Genomic DNA, 17,062 nt, shown 5'->3' on the forward strand with positions numbered 1-17,062 from the left:
AGCGAATAATTGCCCTTCATAAGTTAAAATTTAGTCAAGAGTTAAGGTAAGCATGGCAAGGGATATTTTCCATGATCTAGTACGAGCAGGTTTAGAAAACGAGGGCTGGACAATTACAGATGATCCTTATTTTATCAGTTTGGATAGTGTTAATTTTCAGGTTGATTTAGCAGCAGAACGGATCATTGCAGCCCAAAAAGACAATGAAAAGATTGCTGTAGAAATTAAGAGTTTTCTTAATGCTTCCGCCGTTACTGATTTTTATGCGGCATTGGGTCAATTTCTTAGTTATCGTTTGGTATTACAAAAAACTGAACCTGAACGACGTTTATATTTAGCAGTTCCCTTAGATACCTATGAGATGTTTTTCCAATCTACTTTTGCTCAATTAGCAGTAAGGGAATACCAACTTAAAATAATTATTTATGATTCTCAGAATGGAGGGCTAACCCAATGGATAAATTAACTCAGTATCGGACATTGATTAAAGAATTACTATCGAGATATGCTTCTTATAAAAAAGATCAGGAAGACTGGGAGTTACAGTTAATCTTTGATGAAGAACGAGATCATTACTTATGGTTTGATGTGGGTTGGAAGGGAACAAAGCGAATTTATCACTGTGTTATTCATTTAGATATCAAAGACGAAAAAGTCTGGCTACAGCAAAATTTAACGGATTTAAATCCTGCGGAAGATTTGATTGAGTTAGGAGTAGCGAGAGAAGATATTATATTAGGTTTTCAGCCTCCTTTTAAGCGTCCTTTTACCAATTATGGAATCGCTTAAAACAGAGACAATCATTTGCGTTTTATAATAGAGCTTAAAAATCATTATGGTTACAGCAAAAGACAATATTCCACATTTAACGCCTGAAGAATATTTTGCTTGGGAAGAGAAGCAAATCGACAAGTATGAATATATTGACGGTGAAATTTATGCAAGTGGGGGAGGTAGTAAAAATCATAGTTTAATTGCTGTTAGACTGACGACTGTATTGGCGAATCACCTAGAGGGAAGTAACTGCGAAACAGGTAACTCAGACTTGAGAATTAATATTGCAGGGACGAATGATTATACTTACCCCGATATTACAGTTACTTGTGATGAACGCGATCGCGCTACTACTCAATTTATTACTTATCCCTGCTTAATTGTAGAGGTTTTATCAAAGAGTACAGAAGCCTATGATCGCGGTGGTAAGTTTAGAATGTATCGTAACAATCCCATTTTACAAGATTATTTATTAGTTAGTTCTACCCGCATGGAAATGGATTTATATCATAAAAAAGAGACAGGGGAATGGATTATTATTAATTACGAAGAAGGAGACACCATTGAACTTAAAAGTATTAATCTTAGTTTTCCGATTGAACAAGTTTATTGCGGACTAACTTTAACGCCAGAGGATTAAGTAATTAGCTCAAATTGGAGAAAGTAAAATAATGGCAAGTCAGGAAGTAAAAGAAGGATATAAGTTAACGGATGTTGGAGTTATTCCTGAAGATTGGGAAGTTACTTTATTAGATCAAGTTGCTAAAAGAGGAAGTGGACATACACCTGATCAAGCCCATCCAGAGTATTGGAATGGAAATATAAAGTGGATATCGCTTAAGGACTCAGATCGTCTTGATGCTCTTTATATTAGCGATACTGTTGCCAAAATTTCAAAAGCTGGACTTGAGAATTCAGCTGCCAAAATACATCCACAAGGTACTGTTGTTTTGTCTCGTGATGCTGGAGTAGGTAAAAGTGCCATAATGACAGATAATATGGCAGTTAGCCAGCACTTTATCGCTTGGGTATGTAGTAAATACTTAAATAATCATTTTCTTTACTATTGGTTACAAAAAGAGAAATCAGAGTTTGAAAGAATTGCAATAGGTAATACAATCAAAACTATAGGGTTACCTTACTTTCAGTCTCTTAAAATTCCCCTTCCACCACTTGAGGAACAAGAAAAGATCGCGCAGGTGTTGAGTGATTTTGATAGCGCGATCGCGCACCTCGATAAACTCATCAGCAAAAAGCGTAATATCAAGCAGGGAACGATGCAACAACTGCTGACAGGAAAAAAACGCCTCCCTGGTTTTAGTGGTAAGTTGCAAGAAAGAAAATTAGGAGATTTAGTAGAAGTAGTAATGGGACAATCCCCTGATTCTAAAACATATAACACTGAGGAGAAAGGAGTTCCTTTAATTCAAGGAAATGCAGATATTAATAATCGAAAAACTGTCAAAAGAGTTTGGACTACCCAAGCTACCAAATTATGTAATCAAGGCGATGTAATTATGACAGTTCGTGCGCCAATTGGTGCAATAGGTATTGCTTCTTATGATTCTTGTCTTGGAAGAGGTGCTTGTTTATTTAAAGCTAAAAATATCAATAAACTATATTTGTTTTATTTAATGACATTTAAAGAAGATATTTGGGAAACAATTGGTCAGGGAAGTACATTTACAGCTGTTAATTCAAATGATATTGTTAACTTTAATTTATCTGTTCCCAATTACCTAGCTGAACAAAAAGCGATCGCGCAAGTATTAAGCGACATGGATGCCGAAATTGAAGCCTTAGAGAAAAAGCGAGACAAATATCAAGCGATGAAGCAGGGCATGATGCAAGAACTTCTTACGGGAAAAACGCGATTAAAATAAGGGTAGATAACAACGCCATAGCGAACTGGGACGAGAAACCAAAAATTAGAAGTTTAAAAATGAATCCCCCATGTCAGATGTCGGAAGTATAGAACGGACTACCCAAAACCGCATTATCAAGTTTTTCCAAGATTACCTTAGCTACAGCTATTTAGGAAATTGGCAGTATCGCGAAAATAACCGTAATATTGAACCCGACTATCTCCGTCCATTTCTGGAACAACAAGGCTACAGCGATACCTTAATCAAAAAAGCGATCGCGCAATTTCAGAAAACGGTTACTAACCAGAGTCAAAATCTCTACAACTTAAACAAAACGGTTTACAGCAGTCTTCGCTACGGCATTAAAGTTAAACCCGAAGTTGGGGCTAATACCGAAACAGTTTGGCTAGTTGATTGGGATACGCCTGAAAATAATCACTTCGCGATCGCAGAAGAGGTGGCGGTTAAAGGCGAACATCCGAAACGCCCTGATATTGTTCTCTATATTAACGGCATTGCTTTAGGCGTGCTGGAATTAAAACGCAGCACTGTCAGCGTCTCAGAAGGTATCCGTCAAAACTTGGATAATCAAAAGAAAGAATTTATTGAGCATTTTTTTGCCACGCAACAATTAGTCATGGCAGGGAATGATACTCAAGGCTTACGTTACGGAACCATTGAAACCCCTGAAAAATACTATCTGACTTGGCGAGAAGACAAAGACCAAGAAACCCCACTCGGCAACGACTTGGAAAACCCTTTAGAACGCGGGTTAATGCAACTGTGTTCCAAACAGCGATTATTAGAAATCATTCACAACTTTACTGTCTTCGATAATGGCAAGAAAAAACTCTGTCGTCATAACCAATACTTTGGGGTTAAATATGCCCAAGACTATATCAAAAACGGCAAAGGGGGAATTATTTGGCACACCCAAGGCAGTGGTAAAAGCCTGACTATGGTGTGGTTAGCAAAATGGATTCGAGAATATAATCCCAATGCTCGTATTTTAATTATCACCGATCGCGATGAACTGGATAAACAAGTGGAGGGAGTTTTTTCTGGAGTGGATGAACCAATCACTCGCACCCAAAGCGGGCAAGATTTAATCAAGAAACTCAATCAGACAACCCCCTCTTTGATGTGTTCCTTAATTCACAAATTTGGAAAAAATAAGACAACTGATTATGACAGCTACATCGAAGAATTAAACAATAGTCTCCCGCCAGACTTTCAAGCAAAGGGAGATATGTATGTGTTTGTGGATGAATGTCATCGCAGCCAGTCGGGGAAACTCCACGAAGCCATGAAACAAATTCTCCCTGATGCGGTATTGATTGGATTTACTGGCACGCCCTTATTAAAAAACGATAAACGCAAAAGTGTCGAAGTCTTTGGCAAATATATCCATACCTACAAATTTGATGAAGCCGTTACCGATAATGTCGTTTTAGATTTACGTTACGAAGCCCGTCGGGTGGAACAAAAAATCACTTCTCAGGAAAAAATTGATCAATGGTTCGAGGTGCAAACCCAAGGGTTAACTGAATACGCTAAAACCGAACTCAAAAAACGTTGGGGAACCCTGCAAAAACTCCTTAATTCAAAATCCAGACTGGAAAAAATTGTCGCTGATATTATTTTCGACTTTGCCACTAAAGATCGCCTCAAAAGCGGGCGTGGGAATGCCATGCTGGTTGCTGGAAATATTTATCAAGCCTGTCGCTACTACGAACTATTTCAAAATCAAGGCTTTACTAAATGCGCCATTGTCACTTCTTACGAACCATCTCCCCAAGATATCAAAGGAGAAACCACTGGAGAACAAGAACGCACGGAAAAACTTAGGCAATACGAGATTTACCAGCAAATGTTAGGGGGAAAAGATCCCGAAAAATTTGAAGAAGATGTCAGGGAACAGTTTATTAACAATCCGGCGCAAATGAAACTGTTAATTGTAGTCAATAAACTATTAACTGGATTTGATGCGCCCCCTGCCACCTATCTCTACATTGACAAAACGATGCGCGATCACGGTTTGTTCCAAGCGATTTGTCGCGTGAACCGCTTAGACGGGGAAGATAAAGAATATGGTTACATTATCGACTATCAAGACTTGTTCAAAAGTTTAGAGAAATCTATTGCTGACTATACCAGCGAAGCCTTTGAGGATTTTGACGATGAAGATATTCAAGGCTTACTCAGCGATCGCGTAGAAAAAGGGAAAGAACGCCTAGAAGAAATGCTAGAGAAAATTAGAGCATTATGTGAACCTGTTGAGCAACCAAAAGACACCTCGGCATATATTCGTTATTTTTGCGGTTCCAACCAACCCGAACAAAATCCCGAACACCTCAAAACGTCTGAACAACAACGCCACACCCTTTATCAATATACCGCTTCCCTCGTTCGTGCCTATGCTAACCTTGCCAACGACATGATCGATGCAGGATACACGCCCCAACAAGCCTCAGAGATCAAAGCCGCAGTTAAACATTACGAACAAGCCCGTCAAGAAGTCAAACTTGCTAGTGGTGATTACATTGACTTAAAAACCTATGAACCCGCCATGCGCCATCTCATTGATACCTACATCGGCGCAGAAGATAGCAAAACCATTACCGCCCTCGATGACATGACGCTAGTGGAATTAATTGTCGAACGAGGAGAACCCGCCCTTGATGTTTTACCCAACGGGATTAAAGAGAATCCGGAAGCTGTGGCTGAAACCATTGAAAACAACTTACGCAAAATTATCACTGAGGAACAACCTACTAATCCCCGATATTACGAGCAAATGTCGGAATTGTTGGAACAATTAATTGAAGATCGCAGACAAGAAGCCCAAGATTATGAAACTTACTTGAAACGGGTTATAGAACTCAGTAAACAAGTCACTCAACCTCATAACTCTTCCCAGTATCCCCCTTCTCTAGATACTTCTGCCAAACGCGCCCTCTATGACAATTTAGATCAAGACGAAAGCCTTACGCTAGCTATTGATCACGCTATTAAAACAAATAAAAAAGACGGCTGGCGAGGCAATAAAATAAAAGAGCGTCAAATCAGAAGAGCGATTAAAGAACACCTAGATGACAAAGAAACGCTGAACCGCATTTTTGAATTAGTTAAGAACCAAAACGACTATTAAAATGCACCAAATCAAAGTGAGTGGCTTAACAATTAACGTCACCCGCAAAAAAATTAAAAATCTGCATTTATCAGTTCACCCACCTCATGGAGAAGTCCGAATTTCCGCCCCTTTAACTGTGGATGACGAGTCGGTACGCCTGTTTGCTATTTCCCGATTAAATTGGATTAAGAAAAATCAAGCGCAAATTCTTGCTCAACCCCGTCAGTCACCACGGAAATTTGTCTCGGGAGAAAGCCATTATTTTCAAGGACAGCGTTATTTATTAAATGTAATTTACTATAATCGCGCTCCTAAAGTTGAAATCAGAAATAAAACGTATATCGACCTTTATGTCAGAGAAGGCAGTAGCCAAGAAAAACGGCGAGAAGTCTTAAGAAACTGGTATCGCCAACACTTAAAAAGCGAAATTCCTAAACTGATTCAAAAATGGCAAGAAATCATGGAAGTGAAGGTAAGAGACTGGGGAGTTAAACGCATGAAAACCAAATGGGGAACTTGTAATATTCAAGCGCAAAGGATTTGGTTAAATTTAGAATTAGCGAAAAAACCTCCCTCCTGTTTAGAATATGTCATTGTCCATGAAATGACTCATCTTTTTGAACGACATCATAACGAACGCTTTCAGAGTTTAATGGATCAGTTTTTACCCCACTGGCGGCGCGATCGCGACGAATTAAACCGAACTCCTATCGAAACTGAGTTTTAAGCCAGATGGATTCTAGAGGATTCTGGTGGTGGCGCGATGTAGCAAAGCTACTTGCCAAAGGCAATCACGCTGTAACTACCATCTCCTAACATGAAAGAGAACCGTTTGGGAATTTGATATAATTCGTATCACAGAATGATAGGATTGTAAATATCTTAAGGCATTGTGGAGATGGGGAATGAATAAACGGGAGCGCAATCGTTTAATCAAGCAGATCAGTCATGCTTCGGGAATTGCCCAATATGCCTTAAAACAGAAAATGACTGATGAAGAGGTCAGCGAAGCGGCTAAAAATTTGAAGGTTTTGGCATTAATTAAGTCTGCAAATACCTATAACCGATATTGCCAAGCTCAAAAGACCAAAGAAGCAAATGACAAATTAAAGGCTTTCCTCGACCCCAAGAATTCAGAGATTATCAGTGCCGGAAAATGGCTTCTCAATGCTTTATCCAAAGAGGGGAAAGAACGACAAAACACCCTGTTAGAGAAGGATTTGGTACATAAAGAAGATTATAATGCTACAACTTCTGACTTGCGGGATACGATTTCCACTATAGAGAATGTGGCAAGGGAATCAACACAACAGTCAGCTGAAAAAATTAGAATTTTAGAAAAAAGGATTGATACCCTTCAAAAACAGTTATCTAGCATTCAAAAATATATCCAGAATAACTATGGTGCTCAAGTGTGGAAGGATATCAGGAGCAAGTTTATTTCTAAGGTTTAATAGGGTTAACTAACTAGGTAGATATGAAACTTATCGACGGCTTAAATTATCGAGAATGGCAAAAGAGAAATACAGAGCTTTTCTCGAAACTAGACCGTTCACAGCAAAAAGAACTTCGTAACCAAGGTTATCGCAACAAAGGTTGGCTTCATGTGCAGAAATCTTGGAAATTATTAAAAAACTTCTGTCAAGAAATTAGTCTGTTTGACCATAAACTGAAAAACCATGATTTGCTAGGCGCGATTAATCACTCTATTTTAGAAGCTGAACAAGCCAAAAATGTTGCCAGCGAATCATTAGAGATTCTTGAGGCAAACTATAATAAAGTTAAGGAACTAGCTGATCAAGCTCTTGACAAATACCAAATTCTATAACGATTTTAATAATGAATAAAGATAATCTAAAAGCTCTTTATAGAGGATCGGATATTAATGAGGTCTGGCAATCTTACCAAAATGAAAGAGTAATTGAACATCCAAAGTTGGGATTAATTAGTCCTAACGAATATCGGCAAAGTTATCATGGCAAGCCTTGCCCTTTTTGTGGCAAAAAGATGGTACATGGAAAAGCTAATTACTCCACTAAATCCAGACAAGAAGCCATCTCAAGAGGCTATCAATACAAAACTCAAAATGGTAAAAACTATATTAATCATGCTGGTCGTTTCCCTCGTTTATATTTCCATCCCCATTACGTCACTTTAGATCATAAAGTTAACAAAGCCCGTTGTCCTGAGCTTCTCTTTGAAGTAAGTAATCTTCAGATTATGTGTTGGAAATGTAATCAAAATAAGAGTGATAATAATAATTTTGAAGCTGAACAAGACTATAATTTTGTTAGTGATTTAGCTAGAGAAGCTCTTAGCAAATACAAAAAATTATAAAAATTAGGGAAGGATTTTCTTAAAACACGATTGCTGAAGGCAAGTGGCTTTGGCTTATCGCGCTCCACTCCAATCCTTTACGGTACAGACGAGATGGAAGGTTCGGGGAATCCCACTGATCACTTTCCCCCCAATATTCCATCATTAATAAGTGAAATAAGAAGTTTGATGCAGCGCGTGCAGTTGAAACCAAAAATTATATGAAATGGAACTGTGTATGCTACAAATAGAGGGAGAGATTGTTAGTAATCGAGATTAGCTATGGCAGGTGTCATTAAAATTGAGATTGCCGAGTCAGCTCAAGAGCTTAAAAAACAGCTCAACTTCTCCCAAAACAGTGAAGTCAAAGAACGAATCCAAGTCTTGTATTGGCTGAAAACGAACCAAGTCAGAAGTACCGGCGCGCTCGCCTCCCTAATCGGAAAACACCGAACGACAGTATCAAGATGGCTCAGTAAATATCGCAAAGGAGGTCTCAAAGGTCTTTTAGAAGTTAAGAAAAGTCCTGGGCGAGTCCCTAAAATCACGCCATCAGTAGAAAAAAAATTAATCCAAGAACTAGAAGATCCAGAAGGATTTTCTAGTTATAAGGAAATTCAAACATGGCTTCAGTTAATTCAAGATATTGATATTAGTTATAGTGCTGTTCATAAACGAGTCCGCTATGGTTTAGAAGGAAAACTGAAAGTGCCACGTCCAGTTCATAGCAAACAGGAATTGGGAGCACCGGAAGCTTTTAAAAAAAACTAAGTGAAATTGTTACAACCCAACTAGAAGCTAATTCAGAAAAGGTTAAACGATATCAAAACATTAGATATTGGTGCCAAGATGAATCTCGAATCGGGTTAATCACACTTCACGATACAAAAATTACAGGTAAAGGAATTCAACCGACAGGAAAAAAACAGTGGAAGTTTGATTATTTATGGTTGTACGGTTTAGTGGAACCGAGAACGGGAGAGAATTTTTTCAGAGAATTTTCTCATCTTGATGGTCTTTGCTTTGAGCAGTATTTAAGCTGGTTTGCTCAAGAATATCCTGACGATTTACACTTAATACAAGTTGATAACAGTCGTTGCCATACTTGGTTAGAGTTACAACTTCCTGATAATGTCATTTTAATTTTCCAACCACCTTATTCCCCAGAAGTTAATCCCATTGAACGATTATGGCAAGAAATTAAGAAACCTTTGAAATGGGAATTCTTTCCCGATTTAGATGATTTAAGAAAGCGACTTTCCAAAATCTTATCAAAATTAAGTTCTCAAGTGATTACTCAGATCACTGGATGGGACTTTATTCTCAATGCTTTATCTGTAGCAAACATTTAGATATTTCATATTAGGAGGTGACAGCGTTATGGCACTAGTACGTTGGAATCCTGCTACTGAACTCGATGCTTTCCGTCGTCAAATGGATCACCTATTCAATGAAATGACAGGTGACCGCGCCCTAACACCGCAATGGGGTCAACTTCCGATTGAACTCAATGATGCTGGTAATAATTTAGAACTGAAAGCCCAAGTCCCTGGCATGAATCCTGATGATTTAGACGTGACAGTTAACCGCGATTCTGTAACCATCAGCGGTGAATATCGTCGCGAAAACGAAGGAGAAAACAGCTACGGCTCTGAGTTCCAATATGGCAAGTTCAGCCGTACCATTGGTTTACCCGTTGGCATCCAACAAGACCAAGTACAGGCGGACTACACCAACGGCCTTTTGACGCTACACTTACCGAAAGTGGAAGAAGCGGCGAATAAGAAAGTAAAAATTAACTTCGGTGATCAACAAGCCATTGCGGGTTCCAGCGGACAGTCCTAACCGATAACACCTCCTAAAATTACAACCCCCTTCCAGAGCAGGAAGGGGGAAATTTTTTGCTATATTCAAGATTTTGATGCTAGCAATACCATGTCTGATCTGGAATAATTTTAATATTTGCTACCTTAGCTGTAACTTGAGTTTTCAGAAATTGGACTACAAAACAGTGGAAGACGCTGTTAGCTTTGCCGACTTATTGTTTAGAATCAATGATAGAGCTATTAATGAGTCCAAGGAACAGTTAAAATCGGAGAAAAAAAAATGGGGGGACTACCAGAAGAAAAGCTAAGTCGAAAGCAACGTAAAAGAGCTAAACATAAAAAGCAAAAGCAAAGGAAAAGAGAGCTTCGAGAACAGTATTGGAAGGTAACAATGGGCGATCTGGCTTGGGAGTGTTACCAAAAATACGGGCGAGGGGTCGTGGCTTGCGCGAGCGATATTCCTTTCTCTTATGTCCTTCCAAATGTTGTCACTCTTCCAGATCAGGTCAAGAATTTTATCTTTAAATATGATCCAGAAACTAGCTTTTTACTATCTTTCTTTTATGATGAAGATGATGAGGGGCGCAGTGGATATTCAGTTCAAGTGGTTAACTTTAACGATGAAAAGGCTAGCCCCATAATAACCGCCGTCAAAGGGAAGGAAGAACTATCTGAGAAGATTAATGATTTTGTGGTTCAGGATTAGCACGTTCGCGCCCAAAGACTTATGAGATAGCCCCTAGAAGGAGTAATCATCCTAAAAGCGCGTCCTATATTATAAGGAATGATTTATGAGAAGGACGATCCATCAATTATTAATGAACTAGCAACTGAAAAATCAGGCTCTTACAGCTAAATCCTGATTGCTAGATATTAAAATTTTTGATGCTAGTAATATGCAAATTTCCGTTTTAAACTCTCATCAAAAGTAGATTAATAATGATTTGAATTATGATTTAGATAGAGATAGTCGCCAGTGATCAAGCCAAGATGAAAGACAAACAAGATTGAAGAAAGTAGCAGTGGAGAATTGCTAGAAATTAACACCCTATTAACCATCTCAAGTCTGATCTAGACCCTGAGATTACTATTACTGATTTAATTGACTATCAGCCCGATTAAACTATCATTTTCTAAAACCATCCCACTCTCCGATACGACAGGGGGATGACATTTTTTTAAATTTAAACCTTAAAAGCAAATCCCTGATTTGGATGACCTAAAAATTTTTAAAATTCCTGAAACGCACTGTGGGAGGGAGGTCAACGTTAGTTTTGGTGAAAATACTGCTGCCCCTGACTTGAGGGGGTGGGAGCAGTAGTGCTACTGTGTAAGTATCCTAACCCAAACACAAGCACTAGTTTGATGATAGCATTTACTTTCCAAAACAATCAAGCCACCGCCGCTCAACCTTCCTCTCTCCTCCCCTTCGACCAACAGGAACGGCGCAAACGTAATCCCTCCCAACTCTTACTCACCGCCCACGGCAAAGTCTTTTACCAACTAGACCTCGGAATCCCACCAGATAGAGGGAGGAGGTTGATTCCTCTCCTCCAAGCTCAAATGATGGGAGGTGAGGCAAATGGCTAATTTTATCTACCCTCACCATCGGAATGAATGGAAAGGAAGCAAGATTTCAGAAGAAATCATTGAGCTTAATTTAAGAAGCCTCAAGGTTGAACCCTACGGCGCACGGGACGAGGCGATCGAGCTATTAGCTGACCTAGACAACATCAAACGTGATAACACGGGTCGGATTAGCCGTTCCGAGTTAAATAAATATAGCTTCCTTAATGATGGTGGCTGGCGTGCTCGGGGGGCTGATTTACAGAATGGAGGTTATTCTGACTTCATTACCCTGAAACCAGAAAACCCACGCTGGGATAGCCAGAAGCAGAAGCATATCAAATACGAGCATCCCAGAGGGAGAGCTACAGAAATTTTTGCCCCTCTTGTGTCCTTTGCTGATAGTGCCAAAATTGTCGCAAAGAGCAAGAATGATGAGTTTCAGAAAGATTTTCTCAAACGGCTACAGGATGAAATAGACAAGGAAGAAATTAAGGATAGCAATAGCCTATTAGCCATCACTAGAGAAAATTGTAAGAATGGAGCAATTGAGGAGGTTTATCAGACTTCCCAGAAACTACGAAATAAGAAAGATGGTTTTGAGTACCTAAAATGTGAAGACTCTAAAACTCTCCTGAACGTTCTAATCAGACTAGATGAGGGCTTCTGGGAATCAGTTAAGACTCATCCTGTTTCTGTAGGAGTAACAGAAGGATACAAAAAAGCAGCGTCCATTCTGACCCAAGGATATCCTTGCGTCGCCGTTCCTGGGATCTGGAATTGGATCGATCAGGATGCTGAGAAATTTATCAACTTTAAGGGAGAAGAGAAACGCCGTAAGGAACTAACCCGACACTTAACACCCCTGTGCAAGGTTAAAAGAGAATTTTTCCTTGCCTTTGATGAGGATGAGAAAGCCAGCACCCGTCGCAATGTTGAACTCGCCCAAGAGGTATTAGGGAAGGTTCTCAGCAAAAATGGTGGCAAGGTTAGCATCCTTTACTGGAAACCCGAAGATGGAAAAGGGATTGATGACGCGATCGCGCTTAATGGTGCTAATTGGTTTAAGAAGGTTTATGAACAACGGCTGTCATTATCAGCATGGCTTTACTGGAATCAAAAATTAAGCCATGTTGACCAGCGATTAAATAAACAATTCCTAACCAAGGATGATATTGATAGTATTGCCAAAATCCTTGGAATTAAATCACCAAAGGGAACTGGCAAAACAGAAGCAATTGGCGATTATGTCCAAGAGTATATCAACGCTGGAATCCCTGTTCTCCTCTTATCCCACCGCCGCCAATTAGTAGAAGCCTTATCGGAACGGTTTGGCATTGATAACGCTTATAACTTCCGTGTATCTGATACCAGGGGAGTTTTAGGGTTAGCGTTATGTTCTGATTCCCTCCACAGTAATAGTCAGGTTAACTTCAATCCTCATAACTGGGATGATTTTGTTCTCATTATTGATGAGGTAGAACAAATGATTCCCCATACCCTCATCAGTACAGGGACAGATGTAGCTAACCACCGCACGGAAGTATTAGCCAACCTTTCTACCCTTTGCCAGAATGCCAAACAGATTATTTTATCCGATGCTGACCTCAGCGATCGCGGTCTCAATTATATCTCTTCCCTCACTGGTCACTGTCAACAGAAGGTTATTGTTAATGATTTTCAACCTGCTAAAGGGAGAAAACTTTATAATTATCCTTCCCCAGAAGCTCTATTACATGACCTTCTTTTAGAATTAGATGATCCAGATTCTAAAGTGCTGATTCCCATAGATGCCCAAAGAGCAAGTTCCAAGTGGGGAAGCCAGACAGTAGAAACCTACATCAAGACAAGATATCCCCATCTGAAGGTTTTACGAATTGACTCGGAAACCGTTGCTAATCCCGAGCATGAGGCTTTTGGGATTGCCAACCTGATCAATCAGGCAATTAAAGATTATGATGTGGTAATTTACACCCCCGTGCTAGGAACTGGCATAAGCATTGACGTTGAAAATCATTTCACCGCCGTTTACAGTTTCAATCAGGGAACGCAATCAGAAAACAGCACCCGTCAATTCTTGGCACGATTAAGGGATGATATCCCTCGCCACTGTTACTTTAAGCCCATTGGCGTTGGCTTTATGAGTGGCGGCGAAACCGAACCCCGAGCCGTCAAACGCTCTAATAAATCAGTTACCAAACGGAACATTTGCAACCTGACCAAGCTAGACAATGAGGCTTTAGAGTTTGATTCCTTCGGAAACCATGTTAATGCTTACTGTAGCTATGTTGCCAACCATAATTTAGGCTTATCAGCGTATCGTGAAATTGTCTTGGAAGGGTTGAAAAGGGAAGGATATGAAATTATCCAAATGCAGGATATCGAGAAAGATGATAAGAAACCTCTAGGGAAAACAGTTACCACCACAAGAGACATCAACTACGACAAGGAAACCAGCGCGATCGCGCAAATTGAAACCCCTTCCGATGAGGAACTTACCAAGCTGGAATCCAAACATGAATTAACCGATTCCCAACGCTACCAATTAAGAAAAGGGAAAATGGAAAAGCGCTATGGTGTGGAAGCTGACAAGGAATTAGTTGAACAAGACGACGACGGGCTTTATCCTCAGTTATCCCTCCTATTTTGGCTTACAGTGGGACGCGATCAGGTAGAGGAAGCTGACCACCAGAAGGCTAAAAAATACGCTGATACGACAGGAGGAAAAGGCTACTCACCCGATTTTAACCGCACTCAGAACCAAGCTAAAGTGCAAGTGCTAGAAGCTCTAAGAATCCCTGAAATTATAGCCATGGAAGGAGAGGAGGTAACTAATAGCTCGATTGATTGGTGGTGGCAACATATTCAAGACATTTGTGAGAACAAAAATGCCAAGACCACCGTTAAGCAGTTCCTGAATTTAACGATATCCGATAAGGAAACACCAATCAGAAACTTAGGGAAGATACTTAACCGCGTTGGGTATGAGTTAGCCTTCTCTTACCAGAAAGGGAAAAATGAGGGACGAGAACGAGTTTACACAGTCGAACGGATAACCGACAAGCAAGATGTTATCTTCTCCCATTGGCTAGAGAAGGTTAATGACGACCTTAAGCCTCGGAATGTGGTTAACTTCCCTAAACGCCTTACATCATTAATTAATTATATCAATGATGATTCTATCCCATTCTACGGCAATAAGGATAGGACTCTCTTTAACCTGTTAGCTAAAGATGACGTGCAAAAATCGGTAGATGATTTAAGAGCAATTCATCCCCATGTCACGAATGAATTGGCGAGAAGTTTAATTAATGAATTAATAGAATCCTATGAGGAGGTAGCTTAAGTGGTCACGCGAGATTATTAATAATATATGGGAATCAATCAAAGTGACTCTAGTAAACGCGAAGCCTTCTCCAAACGCCTTGTACTATGGCGACCTCGCGCTTTTAACTTATGAACATTGTCGTGGCGATTTAGATAAGTTTGCTGGATTAATCTTAGATAGCTTAGTGGATGTTGGAATCATCAAAAAATGATCAGGTCAAGTGCATCCACCGATTAGAAATTAGCTTGAATGATTCTCCTATCTGGTTCAAGATGGTATTAGGAATTAGCCTGAAAATAAAATAAATAAATAAATAATATTGAGTTAAAGGTTAGAAAAATAATCGCTGACCATTAATGACTTGATTATGTCTTAAAAATAACAATTTAAAAGGAGAAAAAATATATGAATAAAAAAGAAAAAATATTGAATTATTTAAAACATAACCTGATCGGTACACGCAAACAAATTGCTCAAGCAATCGACTATTCCGAATCTGCTACCTACAGTGGATTGATGGAACTACTCGAAGAAAACCAAGTAGATCGCGAACAAGGAAAAGGCCGTAAGCCTGATACTTATTACCTCAAAAATAATTCCAAAAAAACACCAAAGAAAATCAAAAGTAAGTTTTCGAGTTTCCCAGATGAAAAGATTTATACCAAAGTCTTTTCATTAGATGATTTAGAGCATAAAGAGGTTATCATTTTGATTCTAACAGACAGAAACGCCTAGATAGTTTAGTTCAATCTTAACTTTAGTCAGACTCCCCCTTATTATTACTTAGGGGGATTTTTTTTTACAGTCCTAATAATTGAGTCCCTGTTTCTGTAGCTATGTTATGATCTAATTTTTACTTACTTTTTTAACTGTTTTCTTGCTTAATCTCTTTCTATCTTCAACATTTTTTCATGTTTGATCTAAAAAGATTCTATCATATCATTTAATGCCTCTTCCCCATCTGCATTTCTATCATCATCTATCGGAAAATTTATTTCTGTATCTCTCTTTCTCGCTTCCATGATTAACTCTGTTTTTGTTTTTTCTCTTTTTTTCTCCTTTTCCCCTTCCTTACTTGACTCTTCACTTGACTCTTCACTTGACTCTTGGCTCAATTCTACAGTTGATGGGGGGTTTGCTTCCCCAACCGAGTTCACCCTTCTCCCTAGCATCTCTTCCACATCCAACCCTGCTAGAATTGCCAAACTATGTATTTGACCCCATAAGTCACTTATAGAACGCCTTGCCATCACTTTTAATTCTTGCTCTGAAATATCTTCAAATTCTGATATAAGTTCAGGATAATAATACTTTTCGATCGCATGGCAAATCATTGCATTTCTTTCCCCAGATTCTATTTGATTAAGGTACTTAAACAACTTTCCTCGCTTACTATTTACTTTTGCTTGTGATTTATAGTTAATATATATTGTGGTATTACTCATAGGTGATTCCATCCTTTCTTTTTCATAACAAAAATCTTATAATTATGTGATTTACGACAAACAAGCGATACCATTATTTTCCTTTTAATACCATAAGTTACCATTATTCACCATGATATGACCAAAAATAACCTTCTTTTATCAATGGTATTTGAACGACTCAATAAGATTGGCGATTCCTTATCTACCATGATACTCCCTGATCTACCCTGATCTATCTTCATCTACCATTGTCATTAAGGAATTACCATAAATGATTAAAATCACACACCAAAATTTGAGAAAAATCCTAAGCAAACTGCAAAAAACTCCAAAATATGGAGGATTCACGTCAACTCCCCTTTTTACTCCCTACTGCTACCAAACTGATTTATATTATGATTTAATCAAGCTATTCGTATAAATTTAAGATAAAAATAAAATCAATTAATAAAAATAATATCTATATTCCCTATATAGCAAAGGATATAGCTAGCTAAAGATACATAAGTTACTTTATAAGTTTTATGTTTATAACAATAATACTGCAAAAAAGCAGAGGTAAATTATCAAGTTATTGAATTTTCTGAGGATTCAGACCCCTCTCTAACAAATTCTATTTTTTCTATGGGCGTTATTATCTCAGGCAATGACAACACTGTACTAAATAACCTAATAGAGCTTTGCGAACCTGCCCTATGGGTCGCAACCCCACATCCCACTGAAAAAGGTCTAGCAACAGTTTGATCTAGCCATATCCCCCAAATTAAAGAAGGAGAAACCTTTAATCTCAATATGAGCTAATCAGCGATCGCTATAATCACCTAGAA

The 17,062-nt window shown here is 38.8% G+C and carries 18 protein-coding genes; 17 read left to right on the forward strand and 1 reads right to left on the reverse strand.

What is annotated here, in order from left to right; all coding sequences use genetic code 11:
- Positions 1–52 precede the first annotated feature (52 nt).
- From FRE64_RS16850 to FRE64_RS16920, 17 genes are all read left to right on the forward strand, one after another.
- A complete protein-coding gene (locus tag FRE64_RS16850; protein ID WP_146297569.1) occupies positions 53–466 on the forward strand; it encodes an element excision factor XisH family protein in 414 nt (137 codons plus the stop codon).
- Positions 454–789 carry a XisI protein gene (locus tag FRE64_RS16855; protein ID WP_146297571.1) on the forward strand — a complete coding sequence of 112 codons (336 nt, stop codon included), beginning with the start codon at positions 454–456 and terminating at the stop codon, positions 787–789. Before FRE64_RS16850 ends, FRE64_RS16855 begins: the two co-directional genes overlap by 13 nt.
- Positions 790–835: 46 nt before the next feature.
- Entirely contained in the window at positions 836–1,414 is a 579-nt protein-coding gene (locus FRE64_RS16860) for a Uma2 family endonuclease (protein WP_146297573.1), read from the forward strand.
- A 31-nt stretch (positions 1,415–1,445) separates the two neighbouring features.
- Positions 1,446–2,657 carry a restriction endonuclease subunit S gene (locus FRE64_RS16865; RefSeq protein WP_146297575.1) on the forward strand — a complete coding sequence of 404 codons (1,212 nt, stop codon included), beginning with the start codon at positions 1,446–1,448 and terminating at the stop codon, positions 2,655–2,657.
- Positions 2,658–2,727: 70 nt separating this feature from the next.
- Positions 2,728–5,790 (forward strand): type I restriction endonuclease subunit R, encoded by a 3,063-nt coding sequence (locus FRE64_RS16870; protein WP_146297576.1) that lies wholly within the window; start codon positions 2,728–2,730, stop codon positions 5,788–5,790.
- Between the two features lies 1 nt (position 5,791).
- Positions 5,792–6,499, forward strand: a complete 708-nt coding sequence (locus FRE64_RS16875; protein ID WP_146297578.1) for a M48 family metallopeptidase — start codon at positions 5,792–5,794, stop codon at positions 6,497–6,499.
- A gap of 178 nt (positions 6,500–6,677) precedes the next feature.
- Entirely contained in the window at positions 6,678–7,226 is a 549-nt protein-coding gene (locus FRE64_RS16880; protein WP_146297580.1) for a hypothetical protein, read from the forward strand.
- A 23-nt stretch (positions 7,227–7,249) separates the two neighbouring features.
- Positions 7,250–7,600, forward strand: a complete 351-nt coding sequence (locus tag FRE64_RS16885) for a hypothetical protein (RefSeq protein ID WP_146297582.1) — start codon at positions 7,250–7,252, stop codon at positions 7,598–7,600.
- Positions 7,601–7,611: 11 nt separating this feature from the next.
- The gene (locus FRE64_RS16890) at positions 7,612–8,109 is read left to right on the forward strand and encodes an HNH endonuclease (RefSeq protein WP_146297584.1); all 498 of its coding nucleotides are present in this window, start codon (positions 7,612–7,614) and stop codon (positions 8,107–8,109) included.
- 261 nt (positions 8,110–8,370) lie between these two features.
- On the forward strand, positions 8,371–8,859 hold the full coding sequence (locus tag FRE64_RS18400) for a helix-turn-helix domain-containing protein (protein WP_390622233.1): 489 nt from the start codon (positions 8,371–8,373) through the stop codon (positions 8,857–8,859).
- A gap of 5 nt (positions 8,860–8,864) precedes the next feature.
- Entirely contained in the window at positions 8,865–9,440 is a 576-nt protein-coding gene (locus FRE64_RS18405; RefSeq protein ID WP_390622272.1) for an IS630 family transposase, read from the forward strand.
- A 28-nt stretch (positions 9,441–9,468) separates the two neighbouring features.
- A complete protein-coding gene (locus FRE64_RS16900; protein ID WP_146297586.1) occupies positions 9,469–9,933 on the forward strand; it encodes an Hsp20/alpha crystallin family protein in 465 nt (154 codons plus the stop codon).
- 261 nt (positions 9,934–10,194) lie between these two features.
- Entirely contained in the window at positions 10,195–10,620 is a 426-nt protein-coding gene (locus FRE64_RS16905; RefSeq protein WP_146297588.1) for a hypothetical protein, read from the forward strand.
- A gap of 659 nt (positions 10,621–11,279) precedes the next feature.
- On the forward strand, positions 11,280–11,504 hold the full coding sequence (locus tag FRE64_RS16910; protein WP_146297590.1) for a hypothetical protein: 225 nt from the start codon (positions 11,280–11,282) through the stop codon (positions 11,502–11,504).
- Positions 11,497–14,826 carry a plasmid replication protein, CyRepA1 family gene (locus tag FRE64_RS16915; RefSeq protein ID WP_146297592.1) on the forward strand — a complete coding sequence of 1,110 codons (3,330 nt, stop codon included), beginning with the start codon at positions 11,497–11,499 and terminating at the stop codon, positions 14,824–14,826. The genes FRE64_RS16910 and FRE64_RS16915 overlap by 8 nt, the downstream gene beginning before the upstream one ends.
- A 43-nt stretch (positions 14,827–14,869) precedes the next feature.
- Positions 14,870–15,019 carry a hypothetical protein gene (locus FRE64_RS17645; RefSeq protein ID WP_186709101.1) on the forward strand — a complete coding sequence of 50 codons (150 nt, stop codon included), beginning with the start codon at positions 14,870–14,872 and terminating at the stop codon, positions 15,017–15,019.
- 194 nt (positions 15,020–15,213) lie between these two features.
- Positions 15,214–15,543 (forward strand): hypothetical protein, encoded by a 330-nt coding sequence (locus FRE64_RS16920; RefSeq protein ID WP_146297556.1) that lies wholly within the window; start codon positions 15,214–15,216, stop codon positions 15,541–15,543.
- A gap of 185 nt (positions 15,544–15,728) precedes the next feature.
- Here FRE64_RS16920 and FRE64_RS16925 read toward each other — a convergent pair whose 3' ends face one another.
- Complete coding sequence (locus FRE64_RS16925) at positions 15,729–16,253, reverse strand: hypothetical protein (RefSeq protein WP_146297594.1); 525 nt, start codon at positions 16,251–16,253, stop codon at positions 15,729–15,731.
- Positions 16,254–17,062: the final 809 nt, after the last annotated feature.

The organism is Euhalothece natronophila Z-M001, from assembly GCF_007904085.1.
Lineage (GTDB): Bacteria > Cyanobacteriota > Cyanobacteriia > Cyanobacteriales > Rubidibacteraceae > Halothece > Halothece natronophila.